27 protein-coding genes and 1 riboswitch are annotated in these 26,394 nt (G+C 71.4%); of the genes, 20 read left to right on the top strand and 7 right to left on the bottom strand.

Annotation, left to right across the window (positions count from 1 at the left end):
- Positions 1-98: 98 nt before the first annotated feature.
- The 4 genes from LADH09A_RS21480 (at position 99) to LADH09A_RS31765 (ending at position 3,292) form a co-directional block, all read left to right on the top strand.
- Entirely contained in the window at positions 99-695 is a 597-nt protein-coding gene (locus LADH09A_RS21480; RefSeq protein WP_238647270.1) for a MerR family transcriptional regulator, read from the top strand.
- A gap of 269 nt (positions 696-964) precedes the next feature.
- Complete coding sequence (locus LADH09A_RS21475) at positions 965-1,363, top strand: group I truncated hemoglobin (RefSeq protein ID WP_238647269.1); 399 nt, start codon at positions 965-967, stop codon at positions 1,361-1,363.
- 2 nt (positions 1,364-1,365) lie between these two features.
- Positions 1,366-2,547, top strand: a complete 1,182-nt coding sequence (locus LADH09A_RS31770; protein WP_308194652.1) for a globin domain-containing protein — start codon at positions 1,366-1,368, stop codon at positions 2,545-2,547.
- 52 nt (positions 2,548-2,599) lie between these two features.
- Positions 2,600-3,292, top strand: a complete 693-nt coding sequence (locus tag LADH09A_RS31765; RefSeq protein ID WP_308194651.1) for a DivIVA domain-containing protein — start codon at positions 2,600-2,602, stop codon at positions 3,290-3,292.
- Between the two features lie 47 nt (positions 3,293-3,339).
- On the opposite strand, the gene LADH09A_RS21455 is transcribed toward LADH09A_RS31765, so the two are convergent.
- Together LADH09A_RS21455 and LADH09A_RS21450 are read right to left on the bottom strand one after the other, a co-directional pair.
- Positions 3,340-3,618: a DUF1905 domain-containing protein gene (locus LADH09A_RS21455; protein WP_238647268.1), complete on the bottom strand. Its 279-nt coding sequence runs from the start codon at positions 3,616-3,618 to the stop codon at positions 3,340-3,342.
- Positions 3,619-3,642: 24 nt separating this feature from the next.
- Complete coding sequence (locus LADH09A_RS21450; RefSeq protein WP_238647267.1) at positions 3,643-4,296, bottom strand: NAD(P)H-binding protein; 654 nt, start codon at positions 4,294-4,296, stop codon at positions 3,643-3,645.
- 159 nt (positions 4,297-4,455) lie between these two features.
- Here LADH09A_RS21450 and LADH09A_RS21445 point away from each other — a divergent pair, with 159 nt between their 5' ends.
- The 3 genes from LADH09A_RS21445 to gcvP all read left to right on the top strand — a co-directional run bounded on the left by LADH09A_RS21445 (position 4,456) and on the right by gcvP (position 9,517).
- Positions 4,456-5,526: a MerR family transcriptional regulator gene (locus tag LADH09A_RS21445; RefSeq protein ID WP_238647266.1), complete on the top strand. Its 1,071-nt coding sequence runs from the start codon at positions 4,456-4,458 to the stop codon at positions 5,524-5,526.
- Positions 5,527-5,602: 76 nt separating this feature from the next.
- Complete coding sequence (locus tag LADH09A_RS21440) at positions 5,603-6,451, top strand: NAD-dependent protein deacetylase (protein WP_238647265.1); 849 nt, start codon at positions 5,603-5,605, stop codon at positions 6,449-6,451.
- 71 nt (positions 6,452-6,522) lie between these two features.
- Positions 6,523-6,621, top strand: a riboswitch (glycine riboswitch).
- Positions 6,622-6,694: 73 nt separating this feature from the next.
- The gene (gcvP, locus tag LADH09A_RS21435; RefSeq protein WP_238647264.1) at positions 6,695-9,517 is read left to right on the top strand and encodes an aminomethyl-transferring glycine dehydrogenase; all 2,823 of its coding nucleotides are present in this window, start codon (positions 6,695-6,697) and stop codon (positions 9,515-9,517) included.
- Positions 9,518-9,693: 176 nt separating this feature from the next.
- Here gcvP and LADH09A_RS21430 read toward each other — a convergent pair whose 3' ends face one another.
- Entirely contained in the window at positions 9,694-9,894 is a 201-nt protein-coding gene (locus tag LADH09A_RS21430; RefSeq protein WP_007460326.1) for a DUF5999 family protein, read from the bottom strand.
- Between the two features lie 123 nt (positions 9,895-10,017).
- On the opposite strand from LADH09A_RS21430, the gene LADH09A_RS21425 reads away from it, so the two are divergent.
- Together LADH09A_RS21425 and LADH09A_RS21420 are read left to right on the top strand one after the other, a co-directional pair.
- Entirely contained in the window at positions 10,018-11,295 is a 1,278-nt protein-coding gene (locus LADH09A_RS21425) for a chorismate-binding protein (protein ID WP_238647263.1), read from the top strand.
- 31 nt (positions 11,296-11,326) lie between these two features.
- Complete coding sequence (locus LADH09A_RS21420) at positions 11,327-11,836, top strand: peptide deformylase (protein WP_238647262.1); 510 nt, start codon at positions 11,327-11,329, stop codon at positions 11,834-11,836.
- A 52-nt stretch (positions 11,837-11,888) separates the two neighbouring features.
- On the opposite strand, the gene LADH09A_RS21415 is transcribed toward LADH09A_RS21420, so the two are convergent.
- Positions 11,889-12,662 (bottom strand): sulfite exporter TauE/SafE family protein, encoded by a 774-nt coding sequence (locus tag LADH09A_RS21415; RefSeq protein WP_308194650.1) that lies wholly within the window; start codon positions 12,660-12,662, stop codon positions 11,889-11,891.
- Between the two features lie 183 nt (positions 12,663-12,845).
- Between LADH09A_RS21415 and LADH09A_RS21410 the strand changes: the two genes are divergently transcribed.
- From LADH09A_RS21410 to LADH09A_RS21400, 3 genes are all read left to right on the top strand, one after another.
- The gene (locus LADH09A_RS21410) at positions 12,846-13,625 is read left to right on the top strand and encodes an endonuclease/exonuclease/phosphatase family protein (RefSeq protein ID WP_238647261.1); all 780 of its coding nucleotides are present in this window, start codon (positions 12,846-12,848) and stop codon (positions 13,623-13,625) included.
- Between the two features lie 255 nt (positions 13,626-13,880).
- Positions 13,881-15,989: a M14 family zinc carboxypeptidase gene (locus LADH09A_RS21405; RefSeq protein ID WP_238647260.1), complete on the top strand. Its 2,109-nt coding sequence runs from the start codon at positions 13,881-13,883 to the stop codon at positions 15,987-15,989.
- A gap of 97 nt (positions 15,990-16,086) precedes the next feature.
- Entirely contained in the window at positions 16,087-16,743 is a 657-nt protein-coding gene (locus LADH09A_RS21400) for a fasciclin domain-containing protein (RefSeq protein WP_238647259.1), read from the top strand.
- Positions 16,744-16,749: 6 nt separating this feature from the next.
- Here the strand turns inward: LADH09A_RS21400 and LADH09A_RS21395 are convergent, their stop codons facing one another.
- The gene (locus tag LADH09A_RS21395; protein WP_238647258.1) at positions 16,750-17,751 is read right to left on the bottom strand and encodes a tyrosine-type recombinase/integrase; all 1,002 of its coding nucleotides are present in this window, start codon (positions 17,749-17,751) and stop codon (positions 16,750-16,752) included.
- 283 nt (positions 17,752-18,034) lie between these two features.
- Between LADH09A_RS21395 and LADH09A_RS21390 the strand changes: the two genes are divergently transcribed.
- The 4 genes from LADH09A_RS21390 to LADH09A_RS31760 all read left to right on the top strand — a co-directional run bounded on the left by LADH09A_RS21390 (position 18,035) and on the right by LADH09A_RS31760 (position 22,375).
- The gene (locus LADH09A_RS21390) at positions 18,035-18,790 is read left to right on the top strand and encodes a hypothetical protein (protein ID WP_238647257.1); all 756 of its coding nucleotides are present in this window, start codon (positions 18,035-18,037) and stop codon (positions 18,788-18,790) included.
- A 538-nt stretch (positions 18,791-19,328) separates the two neighbouring features.
- Positions 19,329-20,708: a glucose-6-phosphate dehydrogenase gene (gene zwf / locus LADH09A_RS21385; protein WP_238647256.1), complete on the top strand. Its 1,380-nt coding sequence runs from the start codon at positions 19,329-19,331 to the stop codon at positions 20,706-20,708.
- A gap of 132 nt (positions 20,709-20,840) precedes the next feature.
- Complete coding sequence (locus LADH09A_RS21380; protein WP_238647255.1) at positions 20,841-22,253, top strand: OFA family MFS transporter; 1,413 nt, start codon at positions 20,841-20,843, stop codon at positions 22,251-22,253.
- Positions 22,250-22,375, top strand: coding sequence for an MFS transporter small subunit (locus tag LADH09A_RS31760; protein WP_274529894.1), 126 nt, complete (start codon positions 22,250-22,252; stop codon positions 22,373-22,375). Before LADH09A_RS21380 ends, LADH09A_RS31760 begins: the two co-directional genes overlap by 4 nt.
- 37 nt (positions 22,376-22,412) lie before the next feature.
- On the opposite strand, the gene LADH09A_RS21375 is transcribed toward LADH09A_RS31760, so the two are convergent.
- Positions 22,413-23,141, bottom strand: a complete 729-nt coding sequence (locus LADH09A_RS21375) for an SDR family NAD(P)-dependent oxidoreductase (protein ID WP_238647254.1) — start codon at positions 23,139-23,141, stop codon at positions 22,413-22,415.
- Between the two features lie 87 nt (positions 23,142-23,228).
- Here LADH09A_RS21375 and LADH09A_RS21370 point away from each other — a divergent pair, with 87 nt between their 5' ends.
- The 3 genes from LADH09A_RS21370 (at position 23,229) to LADH09A_RS21360 (ending at position 25,339) form a co-directional block, all read left to right on the top strand.
- Complete coding sequence (locus LADH09A_RS21370) at positions 23,229-24,062, top strand: patatin-like phospholipase family protein (RefSeq protein WP_238647253.1); 834 nt, start codon at positions 23,229-23,231, stop codon at positions 24,060-24,062.
- 45 nt (positions 24,063-24,107) lie between these two features.
- Positions 24,108-24,569, top strand: a complete 462-nt coding sequence (locus tag LADH09A_RS21365; RefSeq protein WP_308194648.1) for a peroxiredoxin — start codon at positions 24,108-24,110, stop codon at positions 24,567-24,569.
- A gap of 83 nt (positions 24,570-24,652) precedes the next feature.
- Complete coding sequence (locus LADH09A_RS21360) at positions 24,653-25,339, top strand: hypothetical protein (protein WP_238647252.1); 687 nt, start codon at positions 24,653-24,655, stop codon at positions 25,337-25,339.
- Between the two features lie 6 nt (positions 25,340-25,345).
- On the opposite strand, the gene LADH09A_RS21355 is transcribed toward LADH09A_RS21360, so the two are convergent.
- Positions 25,346-25,798: a MarR family winged helix-turn-helix transcriptional regulator gene (locus LADH09A_RS21355; RefSeq protein WP_238647251.1), complete on the bottom strand. Its 453-nt coding sequence runs from the start codon at positions 25,796-25,798 to the stop codon at positions 25,346-25,348.
- A 96-nt stretch (positions 25,799-25,894) separates the two neighbouring features.
- Between LADH09A_RS21355 and LADH09A_RS21350 the strand changes: the two genes are divergently transcribed.
- A complete protein-coding gene (locus LADH09A_RS21350; protein WP_238647250.1) occupies positions 25,895-26,356 on the top strand; it encodes a MarR family winged helix-turn-helix transcriptional regulator in 462 nt (153 codons plus the stop codon).
- Positions 26,357-26,394 lie beyond the last annotated feature (38 nt).

The raw sequence follows: 26,394 nt of genomic DNA, 5'->3' as shown, positions 1-26,394 counted from the left end.
CTCCCTGGTAACCCCTGAGGGTGGCGTTAGGGTTGCCGTGTCGAGGGGTGCGCGTCCCGGAAACGACGCGTCGCCACACTGACGGGGAGGTTGTCCGGATGCACGAGCCGCGGGATTCCGATCCGGGTGCACAGTTCGACGAGCCTGGTGCCTCGTCGCCTCATGGGGCGGCTGAGGGTGAGGGTTCGGTTGGCTACCGGGGTGTGACGGCCTGCCACGCGGTGGGCATCAGTTACCGGCAGTTGGATTACTGGGCGCGGACGACGCTGGTGGTGCCGAGCGTGCGGGACGCCTCGGGTTCGGGGACGCAGCGGTTGTACTCGTTCCGGGACCTGGTGGTGTTGAAGGTCGTGAAGCGGTTGTTGGACGCGGGGGTGTCCCTGCAGAACATCCGTAAGGCGATCGAGGCGTTGCGGTCGCGTGGTGTGGAGGATCTGGCCGGGATCACGCTGATCTCCGATGGGACGACGGTGTACGAGTGTCGGTCCCCGGAGGAGGTGGTCGACCTGTTGCAGGGTGGCCAGGGTGTCTTCGGGATCGCGATCGGTGGGGCTTTCAAGGAGATCCAGGGGTCGTTGTCGCATCTGCCGGCGGAGCCGGCGACGAGCGGCCCGGTGGAGCCGGCGGTGGTGTCCGAGTCGGATCCGGTCGGTGACGAGTTGGCGGCGCGGCGGGCGCGGCGGCGGGCTGGCTGAGCGCCGGGGGCGTTGCCGGGTTCCGCTTTTTTTCGGTTGGTTTTCTGGCGACCGTCGGTGACGGTGGGCAGGTTCGTCGGGCCTGTCATGTCCACTGTGGACACTTTGGGTGTCGTTGTGGTGGCTCGTTGTGGAGATACCCATCGGTAGTGGTGACGCAGCGTGTCGTCGTGTTGTCGGGAACCCGATAAGGGGGCGCTGACCGGAGGCGGTTGACACGCTATGGTCCGACACGGTTCTGGACCCTTCACCCCCCGGAAGGAACGACCGTGACGGTTACGGAAGAGACCGCTCCCGCCTCGCACTACGACCGCATTGGCGGTGCCAGCGCGGTGAAGGCGGCCGTTGACCTGTTCTACGACAGGGTGCTCGTCGACCCGGTGTTGGCGGGTTACTTCTCCGATGTGGACATGGTGGGTCAGCGGCGGCACCTGACGTTGATGTTGACCACGGTGCTGGGTGGCCCGAACGAGTACACCGGTCGTGGGTTGGCGGAGGCACACCAGCCGTTGGACATCCCGGTGGAGCACTACGCGATGGTGGGTGGGCACCTGGTGGTGACGCTGACCGAGCTGGGTGTGCCGGCGGACATCCTGGCGGACGTGCAGACGGTGCTGGGGCAGGTGCAGGACCAGGTGGTGTCCCGCGGAAACCGGTCGGGCGTCTGAGCGTGGACGCGGCCCGACTCAAGCGGAGCTGGTCGGTGGTCGCCGAGCACGGTGACCAGGTGCCGCTCTATTTCTATTCGACGTTGTTCCTCGCTCATCCCGAGACGCGGCAGATGTTCCCCACGAACATGGCCGGTCAGCGGGACCGTCTGGTGACCGCGTTGGGTCACATCGTGTCCAACGTGGACCAGGTGGAGCACCTGGTGGGTTTCCTGCAGGATCTCGGCGCGGACCACCGTAAGTTCGCGGTCCGCGCGGAACACTATCCGGCGGTCGGTGAGGCGCTGTTGGCGACGTTGCAGCATTTCCTCGCCGAGCAGTGGACCGACGAGTTGGCGTCGGACTGGGCGGCCGCGTACGGGTTGGTGGCTCAGGTGATGACGGAGGCGGCGCAGGCCGCCGAGGCGGTGAACCCGCCGTGGTGGGTGGCGGAGATCGTGGCCCACGAGCGGCGGGCGTTCGACGTGGCGGTGTTGACGGTGCGCCCGCAGTACCTGTTGCCGTTCACCCCGGGTCAGTCGATCGGGGTGTCGCATCCGGCGGTGCGGTCGTGGCGGTACTACTCGCCGGCGAACGCGCCGCGGGCGGACGGCACGTTGGAGTTGCATGTGCGGGCCGCGCCGGGTGGCGCGGTGTCGTCGCGGTTGGTGTACGGGTCGGCGGTGGGGGACCGGGTCCACCTGGCGGCGCCGGTGGGGGATCGGCTGGGGTTGTGGTCGGCGGGCTCCAGTGACCTGTTGTTGGTGGTCGCGGGGACGGGTTGGGCGCCGGTGAAGGCGTTGGTGGAGCAGGTCGCGGCGGAGGGTTCCCGCCGACGGGTGGATCTCTACGTGGGGGCGCGTTCCCGCAGTGAGCTCTACGACAGCGAGGCGATCGACAAGTTGGCGTCGTCGTACCCGTGGTTGACGGTGACGTACGTGGTGGGTGCCGACCTCAACCGGCCGGGGGAGTTCGTGCACGCGGTGGATCGGGCGTTGGCCGACGGTGACTGGCGTTCCCGGCACGTCTACGTGTGCGGGTCCGACGAGATGGTTTCTCATGCGGTGCAGACGTTGGTCCAGGCGGGTTTCCACGCGGGTCAGGTGCACCACGAGGGCCTGGGCGCGCAGTGGTACGGCCCGGCCTGGCGCACGGCGGTGCAGGAGACGACCGCCGGTGACACTTCGGGAGGTGGGCTCAGGTGAGCGGGAAAGGTGAGCTTGCGGGTCCCGCAGTCGCGATCGGAGGCGCAGTCAGGTGAGCGCGACCCCGATCAGTCGGTACGACGGGATGCAGGTTTCCGGCGGTGTGCAGGTGCGGATGACCGCCGACCGGGTTCGGCGGTGGGAGTTCGGTGCCGCGTCGTTCGCGCGGCGTGGTTACGACAACGCCGACGTGGACCGGTTCCGGGTGCAGGTGGCTGACGAGTTGGACCTGTTGGCGACGCAGATCGCGACGTTGCGGGCGGAGAACGAGCGGCTGACCGACCGGGTGGAGTTGCACCGGCACGGGGTGATTCCGAGTACGGGGGCGGCGGCGAAGGTCCCGGCGGCGCGGGAGGTGAATCTGCTGTCCGCGGCGCAGCGGGAGGCGGAGCAGATCATCGCTCAGGCGCATGACTACGCGCGGCGGGTCGCCGAGTACGCCCGGGTGCAGTACGAGAGCTACCTGCACGCGGCGGAGGCGGAGGCGAAGCAGGAGGCGGAGCGGGCGGTGGCGGAGTACCGCAGCGCGGCGGGGCCGAGCTTCGACGACACGGTCGCCACCCGGGAGGCGTTGCGGATCTTCGGCGAGATGATGGTGTCGCACATGCAGGCGGCGGCGCGGCATCTCGACGACGGCAGTGAGCATCTGGCCCGCACGATGGACCGGATCGCGGCGGAGACGCCGGGTGCGCCGTTCGCGGGCGGTGCGGGCCAGTCGGCGTTGCCGCGGCACCAGCAGCGCTGACCGTCGCGCGGGTGGGGGCACCGTTGGTGGACCCCACCCGCGGCGGGTCAGCTGAGGCGTTGTTCGAGGTGGAAGGTGACCTGCTCGCCGGCTTGGCTCTTGCCGATGGCCTTGCACAGGGCGGCGCGGATGGGCAGCCAGTGTGGGCCGGCGCCGGAGGGCATGAGGGTCGCGTTGAACGGGTGACCGTCGATGGTGCCGGTGACCTTCACGGCGCGGCGGGTGCCGAGCAGGTTCGCGGAGTCGGGCACTGTCACGTAGGTGGCGAACGCGCCGTCCTTTTCGATGGGCGCGGTGAAGCGGTGGTCGAGTGGTTGCGGGTCCATGGCTCTCCCGGAGTGCAGGTGGGGTCAGGTGGCGGCGTGGACGGCGTCGGCGATCGGGGTGGGCCCGTCGACGAGTTCCAGGGTCTTGCCGGTGGTGCGGGGTTCGTCGAGCAGCGCGACGAGGACGTGGGCGACGTCGGTGCGGCTGACCGCGCCGCGGCCGGCGTGGCGGGTGAGGGTGACCCGCCCGGTGGGTGGGTCGTCGGTGAGCCGGCCGGGTCGCAGCACCGTCCAGGCCAGGTCGCGGCCGCGTAGGTCGTCCTCGGCGGCGCGTTTCGCTGTCAGGTACGCCGCCCACACGTCGTCGGTGCCGGCGGCGGGTGGGTCGTCCACGCCCATGGAGGACACCAGCAGGTAGCGGTGCACACCGGCGCGGGTGGCGGCGTCGGCGAGCAGCGCGGCGGCTCCCCGGTCGACGGTGTCCTTGCGGGCGGCGCCGCTGCCGGGGCCGGCGCCCGCGGCGAAGACGACCGCGTCGGCGCGGTCGAGGTGCGCGGCGACCTCCGTGACGTCGGCGTGTTCCAGGTCGCAGACGACGGGGGTGGCGCCGGCGGCGCGCAGCGTCGCGGCCTGCTCGGGGTTGCGGATCAGACCGACCGGGGTGTCCCCGCGCCCGGCGAGGTGGCGTTGCAGCAGCAGGGCGATCTTGCCGTGACCTCCGGCGATGACGACTCGCATGCGACCAACCTACCGGCGACGCCGGCGGCACGTGCGACACCGGCCCCTCCGACCCGCTTGCGCGTCACCCGCTGCCGGTGCGGCCTTGACCTTGACCTTTGGTCAGGGCCCAGTCTGGTGCCTGTCGGTCGCCGTGACCGGCACGAGGAGGAAGCCGACGTGGGGCTGCTGACCATCGGGGCGTTCGCCCGGGCGGTGGGACTGACACCGAAGGCGCTGCGCCTGTACGACCAGGTGGGGGTGCTGCTGCCGGCCGCGGTCGATCCCGAGTCCGGGTACCGGCTCTACGACCCGGAGCAGGTGCCGCTGGCCCGGCTGGTCGCCCAGCTGCGTCGCCTCGGCATGCCACTGGCCATGATCCGCACCGTGTGTGGGTTGGCGCCCGCGGCGGCGGCTGAGGCGATCACCGCGTACTGGCGGCAGGTCAGCGCCGACACCGCGGTGCGCGCCCGGCTCGCCACCGTCCTCGTGGACCACCTGTCCGGAGGGAGCACCACCGTGTCATCACCCCCACCCACTCTCGCCGTCCGCTACGCCTCCGACTGTCAGACCGGGGCCGTGCGCGACAGCAACGAGGACGCCGCGTACGCCAGTCAGCGGTTACTCGCCGTCGCCGACGGCATGCGAGGGACCGGTGGCGCGGCCGCGAGCGCCGCCGCCATCGACGCCCTCAGGGAGCTGGAGCTCACGGACGCGCCGGCCGTCGAGCTGCTGCTGACGATGCTCGCCGGGGCGGTCGCCGACGCCGACCGCACGGTGCGCGGGTTGGCGACCGATGATCATCAGCCGGTCACCACACTGACCGCGTTGCTGCGCAGCGGCTCCCAACTGGCCCTCGTGCACATCGGTGACACCCGGGCGTACCTGGTGCGCGACGGTGAGGTGTCGCTGTTGACGCAGGATCACACGTGGGTGCGGGCCCAGGTGGACCAGGGCCGCCTCGACCCGGCCCAGGCCGCCGCGCACCCGCAGCGGGCGGTGCTGGTGCGGGCCCTCGGCGCCGGCGGGCCGGTGGAGGCGGATCTCGCGCTTCGGAGCGCGCTGCCCGGTGACCGGTACCTGTTGTGCTCCGACGGGTTGTCCGCCGTGGTCGACCGGGCCGCGCTGTGCGCGGCGCTCGGTGCGGGCGCCGACCCCGAGCAGACGGTGCGGGAGTTGATGGAGCTGGCGCGGGCCGCGGGTGCGCCGGACAACATCTCCTGCGTCGTCGCCGACGTCGTGGCGGTGTAGACGCCGCGGCGCTTCAGTGCGGCCGGTGGCGGCGCACCGTTCGCCGCCACCGGCCGGGCTGAGGCAGCATGGAGGGGTGACGGAGAGCTTCGACGCGTTGACCTCGCTGGTGGCCGGTGGCGGGGTGGTGGTGCTCAGCGGCGCGGGCCTGTCCACGGAGTCGGGCATCCCCGACTACCGGGGGCCCAGCGGGGTTGCCCGGCGGCACACCCCGATGACGTTCCAGGCGTTCACCCGCGACCCCCTCGCCCGGCGGCGCTACTGGGCGCGCAGCCACCTGGGGTGGCGGTTGATCGCGGGCGCGGCGCCCAACGCCGGGCACCGGGCGGTCGCCGGGCTGCAACGGGCCGGGCTGGTCGGCGCGGTGATCACCCAGAACGTCGACGGTCTGCACGGTGCGGCCGGCAGCACGTCGGTGATCGAGTTGCATGGTCGCCTCGATGAGGTGACCTGCCTGGACTGCGGCAACCTGACCTCCCGGGAGGAGCTGGACCGGCGGTTACGCGAGGCCAACCCGGACTTCGTGGCCCGGGTCGCCGCGGTCAACCCGGACGGTGATGTGGATCTCCCCGACGAGCAGGTGGCGGCGTTCCGGCCGGTGGACTGCGGGATCTGCGGCACCGGCATGTTGAAGCCCGACGTGGTGTTCTTCGGGGAGACGGTGCCGCCGCAGCGGGTCTCGCGCTGCTTCGCGGCCGTGGAGCAGGCCCGGTCGTTGCTGGTGCTGGGGTCGTCGTTGACGGTCATGTCGGGGCGACGTTTCGTGATTCGGGCGGCGAAACGGGGCATCCCTGTGGCGATCGTCAACCAGGGCCCCACCCGGGGTGACGCCCACGCCAGCGTGTGCGTCGACGCCCCGTTGGGCGCGCTGCTGCCGGAGCTGGCCGCGCGGGTCGGCGGCACCGCGGCGACGGTCGGCGTCTGAACCGCCGGCACCGCACCCGGGGGAGGACATCTGCCCGAAACACCGGCGCTGGTAGCGTTGACAGCGCCGGTAACACCCACGTGGGAGAGACCGCCCGACAACACTCAGGGCGGCGCCGAAGGGGCAAATCCTCCCCGGAACCTCTCAGGCAAAAGGACCTCGTGGGCAGGCACTGTGGAGCGCCTCACGGGGTGTGACAGAGGGGGAGGCCGACACGTCGACCTCGCCCCGGGAGTGCCCCCTATGACCGTTGAGCAGTTCGCCACCCGTCACATCGGTCCCGGCCCCGACGACGAGCGTCGGATGTTGGAAATCGTCGGGCACGGCTCGATCGACGAGCTGATGGACGCCGCGATCCCCGAGGTGATCCGCTGGCACGGCACCCTCGACCTGCCGGACCCGGCCACCGAGGCCGAGACGATCGCCGAGCTGCGGGCCCTGGCGGCGCGCAACACCGTCGCCGTCTCCATGATCGGGCTGGGGTACCACGGCACGCACACCCCGGCGGTGATCCGCCGCAACGTGCTGGAGGACCCGGCCTGGTACACGGCGTACACGCCGTACCAGCCGGAGATCAGCCAGGGCCGCCTGGAGGCGCTGCTGAACTTCCAGACGATGGTCACCGACCTGACCGGCCTGGCCACCGCGAACGCGTCCATGCTCGACGAGGGCACCGCCGCCGCCGAGGCCATGACCCTCGCGCGGCGGGCCTCCAAGAGCAAGAGCCGGGTGTACGTGGTCGACGCCGACGCGTTGCCGCAGACCATCGCGGTCATCACCAGCCGGGCCGAGCCGCTCGGCATCGACGTGCGGATCGTCGACGTCGAGCGCGACGAGCTGCCGGCGGAGTTCTTCGGCCTGCACCTGCAGTACCCGGGGGCGTCCGGGGCGGTCCGTGACCACACCGGCCTCGTGGAGGCCGCACACGCCGCCGGGGCCCTCGTCACGGTCGCCGCGGACCTGTTGGCGTTGACGCTGCTGCGCGCACCGGGGGAGATCGGGGCGGACATCGCCGCCGGCACCACCCAGCGCTTCGGCGTACCGATGGGCTTCGGTGGGCCGCACGCCGGTTACCTGGCGGTGCGCGCGGGCCTGGAGCGGATGCTGCCCGGGCGTCTGGTCGGGGTGTCGCGCGACGCGGACGGCAACCCGGCCTACCGGTTGGCATTGCAGACCCGCGAGCAGCACATCCGGCGGGAGAAGGCGACCAGCAACATCTGCACCGCGCAGGTGCTCCTCGCGGTGATGGCCGGCATGTACGCCGTCTACCACGGCCCGGACGGGCTGCGGGACATCGCGGCGCGTACCCACGAGATGGCGGCGCGGCTCGCGGCCGGGCTGCGCGCCGGCGGCGTGGACGTCACCGACGTCGCGTTCTTCGACACCGTCACCGCGAGCGTGCCGGGCCGGGCGGCGCAGGTCGTCGCGGCGGCCGCCGAGCGGGGCGTGAACCTGCGGCTGGTCGACGCCGACCGGGTGGGTGTGTCCTGCGACGAGACGAGCACCGTCGCGCACCTGACGCAGGTGTGGGCGGCGTTCGGGGTGCCCGCGTTCGACGGGACCGTGGACGCGGCCCTGCCGGTCGACCTGGCCCGGGGCAGTGACTTCCTCACCCACCCGGTGTTCCGCAGCCACCACTCGGAGACGGCGATGCTGCGCTACCTGCGGCGGCTGTCGGACTTCGACTACGCGCTGGACCGGGGCATGATCCCGCTCGGGTCGTGCACGATGAAGCTGAACGCGACCACCGAAATGGAGCCGGTCAGCTGGGCGGAGTTCGCGCACATCCACCCGTTCGCGCCGGACGCGCAGACCGCCGGGTACCGGGAGATGATCGGTCAGCTGGAGTCGTGGCTGGCCGAGGTGACCGGCTACGACGCGGTCAGTGTGCAGCCCAACGCCGGTTCGCAGGGTGAGTTGGCCGGGCTGCTGGCGATCCGTTCGTACCACGCCTCGCGGGGTGAGTCGCACCGCGACGTGTGCCTGATCCCGTCGTCGGCGCACGGCACCAACGCGGCGTCGGCCGTGATGGCCGGTATGCGGGTCGTCGTGGTGGCCTGCGACGAGGACGGCAACGTCGACCTGGTCGACCTCGACGCGAAGATCGACAAGCATCGGGACGCCCTCGCCGCGATCATGGTGACGTACCCGTCGACGCACGGCGTGTACGAGACGGGCATCGCGTCGCTGTGCGCGAAGGTCCACGACGCCGGCGGTCAGGTGTACGTCGACGGGGCCAACCTCAACGCCCTGGTCGGTTTCGCGAAGCCGGGCAAGTTCGGTGCGGACGTGTCACACCTGAACCTGCACAAGACGTTCTGCATCCCGCACGGCGGCGGTGGCCCCGGCGTGGGCCCGGTCGCGGTGCGCGCGCACCTGGCGCCGTTCCTGCCCGGTGACCCGCTGGGCGCGCACGTGGACTCCACGCCGGCGATCTCGGCGGCGAAGTACGGGTCGGCGGGGATCCTGCCGATCCCGTGGGCGTACCTGCGGATGATGGGCGCCGAGGGGCTGACCCGGGCGACCGGCGTGGCGGTGCTGGCGGCGAACTACGTGGCGGCGCGCCTGCGGGGGCACTTCCCGGTGCTGTACGCCGGCAACAAGGGCCTGGTGGCGCACGAGTGCATCCTCGACCTGCGGCCGTTGACGAAGGCGACCGGGGTGAGCGTGGACGACGTGGCGAAGCGGCTGATCGACTACGGCTTCCACGCGCCGACGATGTCGTTCCCGGTGGCGGGGACGCTGATGGTGGAGCCGACCGAGAGCGAGGACCTGGCCGAGCTGGACCGGTTCTGCGACGCGATGATCGCCATCCGGGCGGAGATCGAGCAGGTGGGGTCGGGGCAGTGGCCGGCGGGGGACAACCCCCTGGCCAACGCGCCGCACACCGCGGCGATGGTCAGCGGTGACGAGTGGTCGCACCCGTACCCGCGGTCGGTGGGCGCGTACCCGGTCGGGGTGGACCGGGCCGGGAAGTACTGGCCGCCGGTGCGGCGCATCGACGGCGCGTACGGCGACCGGAACCTGGTCTGCTCGTGCCCGTCGCCGGAGGCGTTCGAGGACTGACGACGCCGCAGGCGTTCGAGGGCTCAGGGATGCCGCAGGCGTTCGACGATGAACGGCGGCGAGCCGGGGCGGGCGGTGTTGGCCGCCCCGGCAGCCGCTGCGACCTGGGCTCGGTGTCCCTTACCGGGGGACCAACCTGGGTCGACGGCGGCTAGACGGTGACGCTGAGTGGTCGATCAGGCCACGAGGGCGTGACGGGCGGGACCGCGGTGCGGGGCGATGCTGCTGCCGTCGGGGAGCAGCTCGCCGGTGTCCTCGAAGACGATGACACCATTGCAGAGCAGGCTCCAGCCCTGCTCACGGAAGCAGGCGAGGACTCGCGCGGCTTCCCGATCGGTGGCTTCAGCGGAGGGGCAGGTCGGTTGGTGCTGGCACATCGGGTTCTCCGGACTGTGGGGGCACTGTGTCATGGTTCACATGACCAGTGACGCACAGTACCAAGCGAAAGTGTCCAGCATCGAGCAGGCACCCGCCTGGCGCACCGGAAATCCACTGAACGGATGAGGAAGGTCGGACCGTACGGCGTGGAAACGCTCCCAGGGGTAGGTGCCGTGAGCAGCGGCCCGGCTTCACTGGCCGCGAACAGCGGGCCAGCTTCACTGACCGCCGGTAACGGCCCAGCCACATTGATCGACGTACCGGCGGCGCCCGCCGCGTGCCGGGGCGCGCTGACCGAACGCGCCCGACTGCAATGGCGCCTCGCTGACGGCGGCGACCCCGCCGCCCTCGCCGAGGAGTTCCTCGCCGCGCACGGTCTGCCACTGCACGACCTCAGCCGACCCGCCACCCGCCAGCACGACACCGGAGCCTGTGGTGCGGCGCTCTACCTGTCCGCCGCCGCCGGGGCCCACCTGGGCGGCGCGCCCGGCGCGGCCCCCGAGCCCGCGCCGACCCTGCCCGACCTCACCGTCGTCGTCTACGGCCACCGCCCCGCCCGCGCCACCGCGCCACACCCACCGGCGTCACCGTGGTGGCTCGGCGAGTGGACCGAGAGCTGGACACCGCGTCAACACGCCGACGCCGTCGACCAGGTCCGCGCCGCCATCGGCCGCGGCGACGTCTACCAGACCAACCTCGTCGGACACGCCGCCGCCCGCTACACCGGCGACCCCCTGCCCGCCCTGAGCCGCCTCGGCGCGCTCCCCGGCGCCCGCTACGGCGGCGTCCTCACCGGCGACGGCTGGGCGATCGGCTGCGCCTCCCCGGAAACCCTCATCGAGGTCACCGACGGACACCTGATCACCCGACCCATCAAGGGCACCCGCCCGGCCACCGCCACCGGCCGCGCCGAACTCCTCGCCAGCGCCAAGGAACGCGCCGAACACATCATGATCGTCGACCTGGAACGCAACGACCTCGCCCGCATCGCCCGCACCGGCACCGTCACCGTCGACGACCTGTTCACCGTCCGCCGCTGGTGCGACCTGTGGCAGGCCGAGTCGACCGTCCGCGCCGCCGCCGCCGACGGCCTCGGCCTCGCCGACCTGCTGCGCGCCACCTGCCCCGGCGGGTCCGTCACCGGCGCGCCCAAACACGCCGCCCTCACCCAGATCGCCGCCCTGGAACCCGTCGGTCGCGGCGCCAGCATGGGCGCGCTGGGCTGGGTTGCCCCCGGCCACGTCGACCTCGGCCTGACCATCCGCACCGCCGCCGCCGACGGCCAGCACCTGCACACCTGGGCCGGCGGCGGCATCACCTGGGACAGCGACGCGCACGCCGAGGTCGCCGAAGCCGCCGCGAAGACCGCCCCGATCCGCGCCACCCTGGCCGGCCGGTGACCCCTTCGCCACCGGCGATACGCTGACCGACATGACCATGCGGCCCATCCGGATCATCGGCGACCCCGTCCTGCGCACCGGATGCGAACCGGTCACCACCTTCGACGCCGAGCTGCGGGCCCTGGTCACCGACCTGATGGACACCCTGCTCGGCGCCCCCGGACGCGCCGGCGTCGCCGCACCCCAGATCGGCGTCAGCGCCCAGGTGTTCGTCTACGACGCCGACGGGCACCGCGGCCACCTGATCAACCCCACCCTCGACCTGTCCGACGAGCTCCAGGACGACGAGGAGGGCTGCCTGTCCATCCCCGGGCTGTACTTCCCGACCGCCCGGGCCCTGCACGCCACCGCCCACGGCGTCGACCAGCACGGCGAACCGTTGACCATCGCCGGCAGCGGGTTCCTCGCCCGCGCCCTGCAACACGAGGCCGACCACCTGGCCGGCACGCTCTACGTCGACACCCTGCGCGGTGACATCCGCCGCCGGGCCCTGCGCGAGATCCGCGCCGGGCGCTTCGACTCACCCAGCCGCCGCCGCTGACCCGCGCTGACCCGTCCGCGCCACCCGGCAGGGCCGGCGCCCCGGGTCACCGTCAGCGAGCCACCCACTGGTCGTGGCCGAGCTTCGCCACCAACGCCACGACCACCACCAGCAGCACCACCCGCACGAACCCCGACCCACGGCGCAACGCCATCCGCGCCCCCAGCACCGCACCGGCGATGTTGCACACCGCCATCCCCGCACCCAGCAACCACCACACGTGCCCGGTCACCCCGAACACCACCAACGCACCCAGGTTCGTGCCCGCGTTGACGACCTTCGCCATCGCCGAGCCGTGCACGAAGTCCGCCCCCACGACAGCGGTGAACGCCAACACCAGGAACGTGCCGGTCCCCGGGCCGATCAGACCGTCGTACAGGGCGATTCCCACCCCGGCCACCGCGATCACCGCCGCCACCCGCACCGGAGTCCGCTTCGCCGGCACCGCCACCACCCCCATCCGGGGACGCAACAGCACGAACACCGCCACCGACACCAGCACCACCAGCACGACCGGCCGGTACGCCGACGCCGGTACCGCCCCGGCCAGCGCCGCACCCACCCCCGCACTCAACACCGCGAACCCCGCCGCCGGCGCCGCCACCCGCCAGTCGACCTTGGTCCTGCGGGCGTACGTCGCCGCCGCCGTGGCCGTACCGAAGATCGCGGCCAGCTTGTTCGTGCCCAACGCGGTGGCCACCGGCAACCCCGGAGCAGCCACCAACAACGCCGGCAGCAGCAACAACCCACCACCACCGACCACGGCATCGACCCACCCGGCCATCGCGGCAGCGGCCAGCAGAGTACTCAGCGTCACGGCGTCCACGGGCGGCAATTCTGCCTACCCGACGCGCCCGACCGACACCTGGGTGGCCAGCCTCACCCGGTCACCGACCCCGCGCACGCCGCAACCACACCCCCAACGCGCCAACCGCCACGAACACCAGCACGGAACACAGCAGCACCTTCACCACCCGGCAACCATGCCACGGGCACGTAAGGTGCAGGAGTGCGCCTGGCCACCTTCAACCTGCTGCACGGACGATCCCTCACCGACGGGCTCGTCGACTCCGACCGCCTCACCGACGCCGTACGCGCCCTTGACGCCGACGTGCTCGCCCTGCAGGAGGTCGACCGCGACCAACGCCGCAGCGGCAAACTCGACCTCACCGCCATCGCCGCCCGCGCCCTCGACGCCCCGCAGCACCGCTTCGCCGCCGCCGTCGTCGGCACCCCCGGCGAACAGTTCCGCCCCCTGCGCCACGACGACGACGGACACGGAGAACCCTGCTACGGCATCGGACTCATCAGCCGGTACCCCGTACGCAGCTGGCACATCACCCGACTCAAACCCGCCCCCGTACGCTCACCGGTCTACGTGCCCGGCCCCCGCGGCGGCCTGATCCTGCTGCACGACGAACCCCGCGTCGTGCTCGCCGCCATCCTGGACACCCCACACGGCCCACTCACCGTGGCCGCGACCCACCTGTCCTTCGTGCCCGGCTGGAACGCCCGCCAACTGCGCCAGACCGTCCGCGCCCTCCGCGCGCTGCCCGCCCCCCGCGTCCTGCTCGGCGACCTCAACCTGCCCGCCGGCGCGGCCCGGCTCGTCTCCGGCTGGCGGCCCCTGGGCCGACGCCCCACCTACCCCTCCGGGCAGCCCCGCGTCCAACTCGACCACATCCTCGCCGACCGACACGCCCTCGACCAGCTCCCACCGGTACGCGCCGTCACCGCGCCGGCGTCCACCATCTCCGACCACCGCCCCCTGCTGGTCGACCTCGGCTGAGCTGGTCGACCTCGCTGAGCGACACGGCGTGCGCTGCCCACCCTGATCAACTCGGATTTCGGGAAACCGCGCTGTCGCCGCGACGGGGACGCCCCGACCTTCAGGAACCCGAGTCGACCAAGGCTGGCCGTGGCGCGCAGCCGCGCCCGGGGGAGCGCCGCCCCGAGACGCAAGATTCCCTCAAGATCATTGCATCGACGCACTTCGACGATCATGCTGGTCGACACGCGCCACGATCAACTCGTCGGAGGCCACATGAGACGTCAGCGACCCACCCTCATCGCCGTGTCCACCCTCATCGCACTCACCCTCACCACCGCACCCACCCCCGCCAACGCCCAGAGCGCCGCGCAACCCCACCAGGTCACCGCCCTCACCGTCCGCCAGGCCGACGGATACGCCACCCTCGCCTGGCAACCCGTCGACGGCGCCACCGACTACCAGATCGAACGCACCGCCGTCGACACCTCCGGCACCCCCACCGGCGCACCGACCATCGTCGGAATCTGGCGACCCAACCGCCAGATCAACCAACAGGCACCCACCTTCGCCGACGCAGGCTTCAACCCCGGCGACACCTTCCAGTGGCGCGTACGCGCCCGCACCGACACCACCGAACAGCCCTACTCCGACCCGGTCACCGCCACCACCACCGCGCCCTGGGGCAACCCCACGACCCCCGGTGAACAACTGCGCACCGGCTGGGAGACCACCCACGCCGCGCAGTACACCAGCGACACCGACGAGTACGCCTACACCGCCGCGATCGACGCCCTCAGCGACCGCGTCCGCGTCGTCGAACTCGGCCGCACCGTGCAGAACCGACCCATCAACATGATGGTCATCGGCCACCCCACCCCGGCGGCCACCCCCGAAGCCGTCGCCGCCACCGCACCCGTGGCCATCAACTGCAACGTGCACGGCAACGAACCAGGCGACCGCGAAGCCTGCCTCATCATGGCCCGGCAACTCGCCTTCAGCACCGACGCCCGAATCACGGACCTGCTCAGCCGAACCACCGTCCTGATCGTCCCCACCATCAACGGCGACGGCCGGGCCAACAACACCCGCGGCAACTCCACCGGCCAGGACCTCAACCGCGACTACTCACTCATCCGCCAGCCGGAAACCACCGCGTACATCAAGATGGTCCGCGACTACCGACCCGTCGCCGGCTACGACGGCCACGAGTTCGGCAACTCCCGCGCCGGCGACCTGCCGATGCTGCCCCCACGGCACCAGAACGTCGCCCAACCCATCTTCGACCAGTCCCAGGACATGATCGAAGGCCACATGTACGCCAAGGGCGCCGAAGCCGGCTGGTGGGCCTGCCCCTACGGCTGCGAAGGCGGCGGCAACGTCGGCCTCAGCGAGGAAACCATCCTGCGCAACACCCTCGGCCTCAAGAACGTCACCAACTCGCTCCTGGAACTGCGCAGCTCCGGCGGCCAGACCCGACCCGACGAGGGCAACACCGCCAACAACCGGCGCCGCAAGACCTACTCCGCCCTCTGGACGTTCCAGCAGTTCCTCGACTACCACCGCACCGACCGCAGCGAGATCCTCACCGCCCGCACCGACGCCATCGAATTCCAGGCCGCCAACACCGGCCGGCTGGTCTTCCGCGGCTCCCGACCCATCCCCGCCCACCCGGCACCACACCCCGGCGACAGCCCGCCGCCGCTGGACGCGCCCCCCGCCAACCTCATCCTCGACAACGCGCCCTGCGCCTACAAACTCACCGACGCCCAGTACAACGGCGCCCGCACCGACGGACCCGGCGGCGTCGGCACCACCGTCGCGCAACGCATCGCCGCCCACGGCTGGAAGGTCATCAAGACCGGCGACGGCTACTACGTCCCCCTCAACCAACCCGAACGCGGCCTCATCCCACTGCTCCTCGACCCCATGGGCGTGGAGAAGCTGACCGACGGCGAACGCGTCCACCCGACCATCACCGGCCGCCGCAACGGACCACTGACCGTCACCGGCTTCACCTGCGCCGCCGACGCCACCATCAACGGGCCGGTCACCGTCCGGGCCGGCGCGGCACTCGTCGCCACCGGCACGACCATCAGCGGCCCGGTCACCGCCACCCGCGCCGCCGGCATCCTCATCGCCGACAGCACCGTCAACGGCCCCGTCCAGATCGCGGCGACCACCGACGCGGTGTCCCTCATCGACGTCACCGTCGCGGGCCCGGTCAGCCTGACCGCCAACACCACCGGCACCGACACCCCGCTACTGGCCGGCACCACCATCCGCGGTCCGCTCAGCTGCACCGGCAACAACCCCACCCCGAGCAACCTCGGCATCGCCAACACCGTCCACGGCCCCCGCACCAACCAGTGCGCGGCCCTGTGACCGCCACCTGACCGAACCGAACTGCCGGCGGCGCGGGTGTCGACACCCGCGCCGCCGGCACATCCCCACCCACCAACCCGAAACCGTGGAGGCCGCCGTGTCGCAACCCGCCACCCCACCACGACACCCCCGACTCAGGGCCCTCGGCCTCCTCGCGCCGACACTGCTGCTCGCCGCCTGCACCAGCAGCCCCGCGACGCCCCGCGCCGACGCCGCACCACCGGCCAACGCACCCCAGGTCACCGGGCCCCTCTGCGCCGCCCTGCCCACCGGCACCGAACCCGGCAACCCCACCTTCCTCGCCGGCCAATCCGTCGACCAGGCACTGCGCTGGATCCCCACCCTCACCACGTTCGAAGCGGCCCTGCGCACCAGCGGCGTCCTCACCGACCTACCCGCCGGCACCGGCGTCACCATCCTGGCCCCCTCCGACGACGCGTTCGCCGCCACGTTCTCCGAGGACAACTGGGACGACCTCATGACCCACCACACCGACCAGCTGCGCACCCTGCTGAAGGCCCACCTCATCACCGGAACCCACCCGATCGGCGACCTCAGCACCGCCGGCCGGACCACCACCCTCGACGGCACCACCGTCACCGTCACCCGCACCGGACCCACCACCCGCCTGGCCGACCGCGCCGACACGGTCTGCGCCGACTACCAGGCCACCAACGCCCGCATCCACATCATCAACGCGGTCCTCGGCCCACTGCCCGTCACCGCCGACGGCACCGGCCACCGCGCCCACTGACCGCCCTCACTCCGCCGACGCAGGCAGCAGAGCCGCCAGCGCCCGGTTGGTGCGGTTCGCGCGCACCGCGTCGCGCTGCTGCCCGGCCGTCACCTCGATGTACGTCTGCGACGACGTCAACGACGCGTGCCCCAACAACCGCATGATCTCCGCGGCGCTCGCCCCGTCCTCGGCCAACCGGGTCGCGAACGTGTGCCGCAACGCGTGCAACCGCGCACCCCGCGGCACCCGGTCACCGATGCCCGCCCGCCGAAAACACGACTCGACGAGATACTGCAGACCACCCCTGCGCAACGGCTCACCACGTCGATCCACCAGCAACGCCGAGTCGGGGCGTACCGACCGCGAACCGAAGCGCCGCGCCCGGCTGTCCAGGTAGTCCACCAGCACCCGGTCCAGATCCGCCTCGATCGGCACCACCCGGGGCCGCCCGCCCTTTCCGAGCACCTCGATGCGCCGCTCACCAGGCCGACCACCCAGCGACCCGACCCGCAGCGCCAGCAACTCCGACAGGCGCAGCCCCGCACAGAGCGCCACCGCCAACACCGCCACGTCCCGCTCCGGCCACGGGTCCCGTTGCCGACCCTCGTCGCGCGCCGCGGACGCCAGCAGCACCTCGGGAGTGTCCGCACCGCGTAACGGCTTCGGCTGGGGGAGTAGCGCCCGAGGTCGCCCGACCGCCGGCATCGGGTTGCCGGCCACGATCCCGTCGGCCACCAGGAACGTGAAGAAACTGTTCCAGGTGGACCAGGCCCGGTGCACCGACGCGGGCGCGCGAGGCGCCGCGAACCGGGCGAAGGCCGCCCGCATCACCCTGGGGGAGAGATCGGTGATCGACAGCGCACCCAGGGGGAGGGGAGTGGCGGCATGTTCGGCGACCAGGGCCGCCACCGCGTGCAGATCCCGGCGGTACGCGGCCAGGGTGTGGGGGGAGGGCTTGCGGGTCGCGCGGGCGGTCAGGAACTCCTCAATCAACACCATGAGCGATTCGTCCCGTTTGTCATGCATAAGGGATATTATGCAGCATTTTCGCGTTGCCGGGAAGCGTGGGGAGAGGGGGAGCGGACCGAACCCGCGCGGGAGAAGGCGTTGCTAACTCCTCAGGTGCCTGTCGAGCTGCCCCACCGGTGGGGCAGGTGATCCCGGCTGCGCGGGCAGTCGTTGTCGTTCCTCGAACGCCGCAGCCCGCAGTCTTATGGAGCGCCGCAGCCCCGAAGAGCAGCGGTTGTCGGAGCCCCGCAGCGGCGGTTAGGAGTCCGTTGCAGCCTCCGAAGGCCGTATCGTGCGCGGCATGACGTCGCCCGCCGCCGCCTGCCCCGTCTGCGGTCGACCCGGCATGCCCATCGTCTACCGGGACCCGGCCCACCCCATCGACGTGGCCTGCCCCCAGGGGCACCAGTGGGAAGCGGACGGCCGACCCGGGTTGGCCCCCTCCGCATCGCCCACCGCCCTGGCCGGACGCCACGACGGGGACAACGCCTCGGCGCAGCCCCTGGACGTCCACAAGGACGGACGGAGCTGGCGGATCGGCACGGCCAGCGACGTCGCCTGGCTCGCCGGCCACACCACACAGGGTCTTGCGATCACCGCCGCGATCCCGGAGGTGTTCGACGCGTACGCGACCTTCCACCCGCCCGACGGTGTCGGCGTCGACGCCCACGAACAGGCCGTGGTCCACGAGCTGGTGGCACGTACCCCGGAGCAGCCCTGGTGGTTGGGTTATCTCGACACCGGCGCCCACGACGTCGTCTTTCCGCGCGCCCCGAGGGTGTCGCTCTACTGGGGCTGGTCCTACGTCCTCATCGAGGCGGGACCCGGGCAGGCCCTGACCTGGCGGACCGGTCACATGCGCGGTGACGGCCCGCTGCCCGACCTGTTCTTTCCGGCGGATCGCTCCTGGCTCGTCTCGGCCCTCTGGGACGACACCTGGACCGACGTCGGCGGCAGCGACGCTGTCATCGCCGGCCTGCGGAGCAACCCACTGGTCGGTGCCCGTCCGGTCCGACCCGACGAGGACGCGTGTCCGCCGGGACTGACACGCGACTGACCACTGCTCAGCGGCGGCGGAGGGGACCGCCAGATAACGCAGCTTTACATAATGTACATTATCGAATCGTACTCGTCGTGCGTCTACGCGCGTGTACGGCACAACCAGTCCTGCGTGAGTGACCGCAGCAACGCGGGTCGTTCGTACGGCAGGTAGTGCCCGACCGCGTCGATCAGGGTGAAGGTGCCGCGCGGACAGCGTCTCCTGGAAGGTCGCGTCACCCGGACCGCCGGAGTTGAGGGCCGCGACCACGGTCACGACGGGCGTTGGTCGCCGGTGCTGTCCATGGTCCCGAAGGGTGGACTGGTGTCGGCCGTCTCTCTGCCCTACCGACGGGTCTGTGCAGGCGTTATGATGATCGAACTTCGTCGATCAGGGTGGGCCGTTGCCCGCATCACACCTGAGCTGCGAACCTTCTTCAGGGTAAGCGCCGTCGCTGTCGCCGACCTCACGTGCGCCCCTCGCAGGGGAATTCTCGCGCTGGGCCGCGCCGTTGTCCGTTCGGAAGATCAGAATTACATGATCGAATGGAAGTGCCATGCGCATGCGCTCAGACGCGGTCGTGCTGTTCGGCGTCACGGGAGACCTCGTTTCGAAGAAGCTGTTCCCGGCGCTGTACGAGTTGACCCGGCGCGACCGCCTGGACGTCCCGGTGATCGGTGTGGCCCGCTCCCCCTGGGATGATCAACAGCTCGTCACGATGGCCCGCAAGGCGGTCGCCGAGGCCAACGACGAGGTTGACGACGAGGTTTTCGACCAGCTGGCGGCCAACCTGTCGATGATCTCCGGCAACTACGCGGACCCGGTCACCTACCAACGGTTGGCGGAGCGTCTGCGAGGTGCCGAGCGACCGCTGTTCTACCTGGCGATCCCTCCGGCGGTGTTCGGTGCCGTCGTGGACGGTCTCGCGGCGGTCGGCCTGGCCGACCGGGGCCGGGTGATCGTGGAGAAGCCGTTCGGGCGGGACGTGGAGTCCTCCCGTGAGCTGGACCGCACGCTGCGGGCGGCCTTCGACCCGGAGCGGGTGTTCCGCATCGACCACTACCTCGGTAAGGAAGCCGTCGAGGGCCTCTACGCCTTCCGGTTCGCCAACCGGCTGTTCGAGCCGCTGTGGAACAACGAGCACATCGACAACATTCAGGTCACGCTGGCGGAGGGGTTCGGCACGCAGGGGCGGGCCGGGTTCTACGACACCGTCGGCGCGACCCGTGACGTGTTGCAGAACCACATCCTGCAGGTCGTCGCGCTGATCGCGATGGAGGCGCCCGCCGCTGACGACGCGGCCGCGTTCCGGGAGGCGGAGGTCGCGGTGCTGCGGCAGATCGAGGCGCTGTCGCCGCAGTCGACCGTGCGGGGGCAGTACGCGGGGTACCGGGACGAGCCGGGTGTCGCTGCGGAGTCGAACACGGAGACGTTCGTCGCCACCCGGTTGACGATCGCCTCGCCTCGCTGGGCGGGTGTGCCCTTCTACCTGCGTACCGGTAAGTCTCTTCCGGGGACGGCGACGGAGGTCGTGGTCGAGTTCAAGCAGCCGCAGCGGGCCCTCATCCCGGCGGAGCGGGGCATGGTGCCGGCTGCGAACCTGTTGCGGTTCCGCCTCGGGCGTGGTGACGGCATCACGATGTCGATCCAGGCGAAGAGCCCGGGCGCGGAGGTGACGAGTCGTCCGGTGGATCTGTCGGTTGACTTCGGTTCGGCTCTGGGTCGGCGTCAGGAGGCGTACGAGCGGTTGCTCGACGACGCGATGGATGGGCAGCACCTGCGCTTCGCTCGTGAGGAGACGATCGAGCAGGAGTGGCGTGTCGTGGAGCCGATCCTGGATCTGCCGGCGGCGGTGCAGTCGTACGAGAAGGGCAGTTGGGGTCCGGCGGACGCCGATGCGTTGGCCGGCGGCTGGCACACCCCGGACCTGCGCTAGTGGGTCGGCGTGGTCGCTGACTGACCGCTCAGCTCACCGGGATGACCGTCCGGCGACGGTGAGGTTTGCCGTGTGCGTGTGGTGTGGGCACGTTGTCCGGGACGTCCTTCGTCCTCGGAGAGGAAGCACCGCATGCTTTCCGCACTCGATCGTCGGCACACCGTCGCGCCGCCCGGTTACAGCAGGTGGCTCATCCCCCCGGCGGCGTTGGCCATCCACCTCTGCATCGGTCAGGTCTACGCGACCAGCGTCTACAAGAACTCGCTGATCGCCCACTTCGACGCCAGTCAGACGGCGATCGGGGTGATCTTCAGTATCGCGATCGTGATGCTCGGGTTGTCCGCCGCGGTGGCGGGGACCTGGGTGGAGGCGAACGGTCCGCGTAAGGCCATGTTCGTCTCGGCCTGTTTCTGGGCGGCGGGCTTCTTGGTGGGCTCGCTGGGCATCGCCACGAAGCAGCTGTGGTTGCTGTATCTGGGCTACGGGTTGCTCGGTGGCATCGGTCTGGGCATCGGGTACATCTCCCCCGTCTCGACGCTGATCAAGTGGTTCCCGGACCGGCCGGGTCTGGCGACCGGGTTGGCGATCATGGGGTTCGGTGGTGGGGCGATGGTCGCCTCTCCCCTGTCCCGACAGTTGTTGTCGTTCTTCGACGCCGGTTACGACCCGTCCAACGCGGGCTCGACGGCGTCGGGCAGCGCGCTGGTGTGGTTGTTCGTGACGCTCGGCCTGGGCTATTTCGTGATCATGATGTTCGGGGTGGCGAACGTGCGGGTGCCGGCGGAGGGCTGGCGCCCGGCCGGGTTCGACCCCGCGAGCGTGGCGGCGAAACCGCTGGTCACCACGGCGAACGTGTCGGCGGCGAACGCGGTGAAGACGCGCTCGTTCTGGCTGCTGTGGGTGGTGTTGTTCTGCAACGTCACCGCGGGCATCGGCATCCTGGAGCAGGCCAGCCCGATGATCCAGGACTTCTTCCGGGACAACGGCACGTCGGCGGTGAGCGTCGCCGCGGCCGGCGGGTTCGTGGGTCTGTTGTCGCTGTTCAACATGGCGGGCCGGTTCGTGTGGTCGTCCACCTCGGACGTGATCGGCCGCAAGCCGATCTACATGGTGTATCTGGGTGTCGGGATGGTGCTGTACACGTTGCTGGCCCTGGTGGGGCAGACCGCGACGGCGTTGTTCGTGTTGTTGGCGTGCGTGATCCTGTCGTTCTACGGCGGCGGTTTCGCGACCGTGCCGGCGTACCTGCGGGACCTGTTCGGCACGTTCCAGGTCGGCGCGATCCACGGCCGGTTGTTGACCGCCTGGTCGGCGGCGGGGATCGCGGGTCCGCTGATCGTCAACGGTTTCCTCGACGCGCAGGGTGAGCCGGGTTCGTTGACGGCGGCGGCGTACCGGCCGGCGTTGTTCACGATGGTGGGGGTGCTGGCCGTGGGCTTCGTGGCGAACCTGCTGGTGCGGCCGGTGCCGCAGCGCTACCACGAGCCGTCGGCGGATCAGGGCGTTGACGAGGACAGGACCGCGCAGAGGAGTGGTACGCGATGAGCGACGACAGTCGATCCGGGCAGCAGGCCCGGTTGTGGATTTCCTGGTTGGTGGTGGCGGCGCTGCTGGGTTACGGGGTGACGCAGACGGTCATCACGGCGGCGAAGCTGTTCACCCACTGACCTGGGTCCGGCGGTCTCTGACTCTGTGAACGCGGGGTCAGAGACCGCCGGAGACCCGCAGGACCGTGCCGGTGGCGTACGAGGCGTCCGGGCTGAGCAGCCAGGCGATGGCGGCGGCGATCTCGTCGGGTTCGCCGGCGCGGCCCAGCGGGATGCGACCGACGGCGGTGTCGGCGCGGTCGGGTACGCCGGAGTCGGCGTGGATGTCGGTGCGCACGATGCCGGGTGCGACGGCGTTGACCCGGATGCCCTTCGGGGCGAGTTCCTTGGCCAGGCCGACGGTGAGGGTGTCGGTGGCGGCCTTCACGGCGGCGTAGTGCACGTACTCCCCCGGGCTTCCGAGGGTCGCGGCGGCCGACGAGACGTTGACGATCGCGCCACCGTCGGTCAGCCGGCGGGCGGCCTGCTGGGCGCAGAGGACGTAGCCGACGAGGTTGACGTCGACGACGCGGCGCAGGTCGTCGACGCGCAGCTCGGTGAAGGGCCCGATCGGGCTGGTGACGCCGGCGTTGTTGACCAGGCCGGTGAGCGGGCCGAGGTGGGCGGCCGCGTCGAACAGCGCGGCGACCTGGTCGGGGTCGGTGGTGTCGGCGCGTACCGCGACGGCCTGTGCGCCGGCGGCGCGCAGGTCGGTCAGGACGGCGGTGGCGGCGGCTTCGTCGCGGCGGTAGCACAGGGCGACGTGGTGACCGGCGTGGGCGAGGCGGCGGGCGGTGGCCGCGCCGATGCCGCGGCCACCGCCGGTGATGACGGTGACGGGTGCCACGGTGCCTCCCGGGGTGCTGACGGCTGCGCGGATGTGTGGCCGACGCTACCGTGGCCGGCGCGGGTCGGTCGTCGAGAGGAGGGTCACATGCGGCGGGCGTTGGTGCTCGGTGGTGGCGGGGTGACCGGGGTGGCCTGGGAGTTGGGGTTGCTGGCGGGTCTGGTCGAGCAGGGGGTGCCGGTCACCGAGGCGGACCTGGTGGTGGGCACGTCGGCGGGGTCGGTGGTCGGCGCGCAGGTGTGCTCGGGGTTGCCGGTGCGGCGGTTCTACGAGGAGCAGCTGGCGCCACCGTCGAATGCGACGCCGGCGCGGCTGGGCTTCGCGGTGCTGGCGAGGTTGGCGTGGGCCGGTGGCCGCAGCCGCGACGCGGCGCGTTCTCGGGCGCGGATCGGGGCGATGGCGGTGGCGGCGCGTACCGAGTCGGAGGCGTCGCGGCGCGTGGTGATCGAGGCCCGTCTGCCGGACCGGGAGTGGCCGCAGCGGCGGCTGCTGGTGACGGCGGTGGACGCGTCGTCCGGTGAGTTCGTGGTGTTCGACCGGGACAGTGGGGTGTCCCTGGTGGATGCGGTGGGTGCCAGTTGCGCGGTGCCGGGGGTGTGGCCGCCGGTGACGATCGGTGCGCGGCGGTTCGTCGACGGTGGGATGCGCTCGTCAGTGAATGCGGACCTGGCGGCCGGTGCGAGCAGGGTGCTGGTGTTCGCGCCGACGTCGGCGGCGTTCGGGCCGATGCCGCGGCTGTCGGCGCAGGTGGACGCGTTGCGGGTGGCCGGGTCGCGGGTGGTGGTGGTGACGCCGGACGCGGCGGCGCGTACGGCGATCGGCCGCAACGTGCTGGACCCGGCGCGGCGGGCGGGTGCGGCGCGGGCCGGGTGGGCCCAGGCCGACGAGGTGGCCGACGAGGTGGCGGCGCTCTGGGCGTGATCGCTTACGCTCACCGCGCGTTCGATCGGACAACGGAGGTGCGCGGTGGCGGGTGTGGGTGTCGGCGACGTGGTGCAGGATTTCGAGCTGCCGGATGAGACGGGCACGCCGCGGCGGCTGTCGGAGTTTTTGGCGGCCGGTCCGGTGGTGCTGTTCTTCTACCCGGCGGCGATGACCCGGGGGTGCACGGCGGAGAGCTGTCACTTCCGTGACCTCGGGGCGGAGTTCACGGCGCTGGGCGCGTCGCGGGTGGGCATCAGCCGCGACCCGGTGGCGAAGCAGGCGGAGTTCTCGAAGCTGCACGGTTTCGACTATCCGCTGCTCTCGGATGAGGACGGGACGGTGGCGCAGCAGTTCGGGGTGAAGCGGCGGGTGCCGTTGGGGCCGTTGAGCATGAAGCGGATGACGTTCGTCATCGGCGTCGACCGCCGGGTGGTCGAGGTGATCCACAGCGAGGTCAGCATGAACGACCACGCGGACCGGGCGCTGCGGGCGTTGGGCGGCTGAGTGGGCGTGGGCCCTGTGCGACGGGTGTCGCAGTCGGCTGGTATCAAGACAGCAATCAAACAGGTGTACGGAAGAGGGTTGTGATGGATGCCGGCCAGGGTTTGTCCACTAGCGAGGTGCAGAGCATCCGGGAGGCGTTGGCTGCCGGGCGTAAGCCGCGGGTGGTGTTCACCGCGTCGGCGGGGCAGATCGCCGGTCAGGTCGGTCAGGTGATCGAGCTGACCGACCCTGAGGTGTCCGACGAGTTCGTGGTGGTGCGCTTCGGCCGCGACGAGTTGCCGTTCTCCCCCGCCGACCTGGCCGTGGCACCCAAGGGTGTGACGCGGCGGGTGGTGGAGCCGAAACCGGAGCCGGAGGCGCAGGAGTCGCCCACGGTGGCGGCGCCGGAGTTCGTGTTGGACACGCCGCGGGTGCCCGCGCAGCGACAGGAGGAGCCGAAGGTGGAGCAGACGGAGAAGCCGCCGGCGCGGCGGGCGGTCAAGGCCGTCAAGCCGAAGGGTCCCGCGGGTCTGACGGTGACGCTGGCGTACGCCGACGGTGAGTGGACCGTCGCGGCGCAGCAGGGCAGCAAGGCCCTCGCGAAGCCGTACGTGGTGAAGCCGGCGGAGGCGTTGAAGATGGTGGGGCTGGTCGACGTGCCCGGTGTGCAGGAGGCGGTGGAGCAGATCCTCGGCACCGAGCGGGCCGAGGCGGAGCAGCAGGCGGAGAAGCTGCGCGCCGAGCTGGCCGAGATCGAGGCCCGGCTGGCGGAGTTGCGCGAGGCCCGCTGAGGCGGGTCACTGCCGGCTGTGGTGCGCCAGCAGTCGGGTGAGCAGGCGGGTCAGCTGGTCGCGTTCGGTGGCGGACAGCGGGGCGAGCAGGTCACGTTGGACGCGGTCGAGGGTGTGGCCCAGCCGGCGGGCCTCGGCGGTGCCGTCGTCGGTGATGCTGATGACGTTGCGGCGGCGATCGGCCGGGTCGGGGGCGCGCACCACGAGCCCTCGGCCGGCCAGGTCGTTGATGGCCGCGACGACGTCGCTGCGGTCAATGCCGCAGCGGCGTCCCAGGTCGGCCTGACTCGCCGGGCCGTCCTCGGCGAGCGCGGTGAGCAGCCGGTAGTGGTAGCCGCGCAGGTCGTGTGCGGCGAAGCCTTCGCTGAGCAGGCGGCTGGCGTGGGTGGCGGTCTGGTTGAGCAGCCAGGTCGGGGTGGTGCGCAGCCCGGCGGGTGACTGCGGGGCCGCGGAATCCATGGGCGCAGCCTACCAGTAATCGTTGGTGCGACCCACGATCGGATGTTACGTTGGCGGCTCCAACGTTGGCGATGCCAACGTTTTGAAGGAGGTTCCATGTCCACCGTCCCCACCCTCAACGGGCAGGTCATCGGCCACGCCCACTACGCCACCCGGGCCCTGCTCGAACGGGCCATCGGCCCCCTCGGCGTCACGTTCAACCAGCTCCTCGCGCTGCACGTCCTCGCCGAGGGTCCGGCCGAACGCGCGCACCTGACGCACCGGGTCACCAGCACCCTCAAGATCGACGAGCCGGCCGTGCACCAGGTGGTCGACCAGCTCGTCGACGCCGGCCTCGCCCAGGTCGACGCCCCGTCCTCCACAGTCGGCGGTGACGAGCCGCGGCTGGCGCTCACCGACACCGGTCGCACCACACAACGCCGCGTCGTCGCCGCCGTCGCCGACCTCAGCGCCCGGCTGTACGCCGACATTCCCACCGACGAGGCCAGCACGGCGGCGCGGGTGCTCACTCTCGTCACCCGACGCGCGAACGCCGAGCTGGCCGCGGTCCCGGCCTGACCGCAGGAACGCGGAGCTGAGAGGCGATCCCCGCCTGA

It is taken from the genome of Micromonospora cabrerizensis (genome assembly GCF_022230955.1).
GTDB classification, from domain to species: domain Bacteria; phylum Actinomycetota; class Actinomycetes; order Mycobacteriales; family Micromonosporaceae; genus Micromonospora; species Micromonospora cabrerizensis.
Note: the sequence above shows the minus strand (reverse complement) of the source record. Positions and strands in the feature narration are given on the sequence as shown.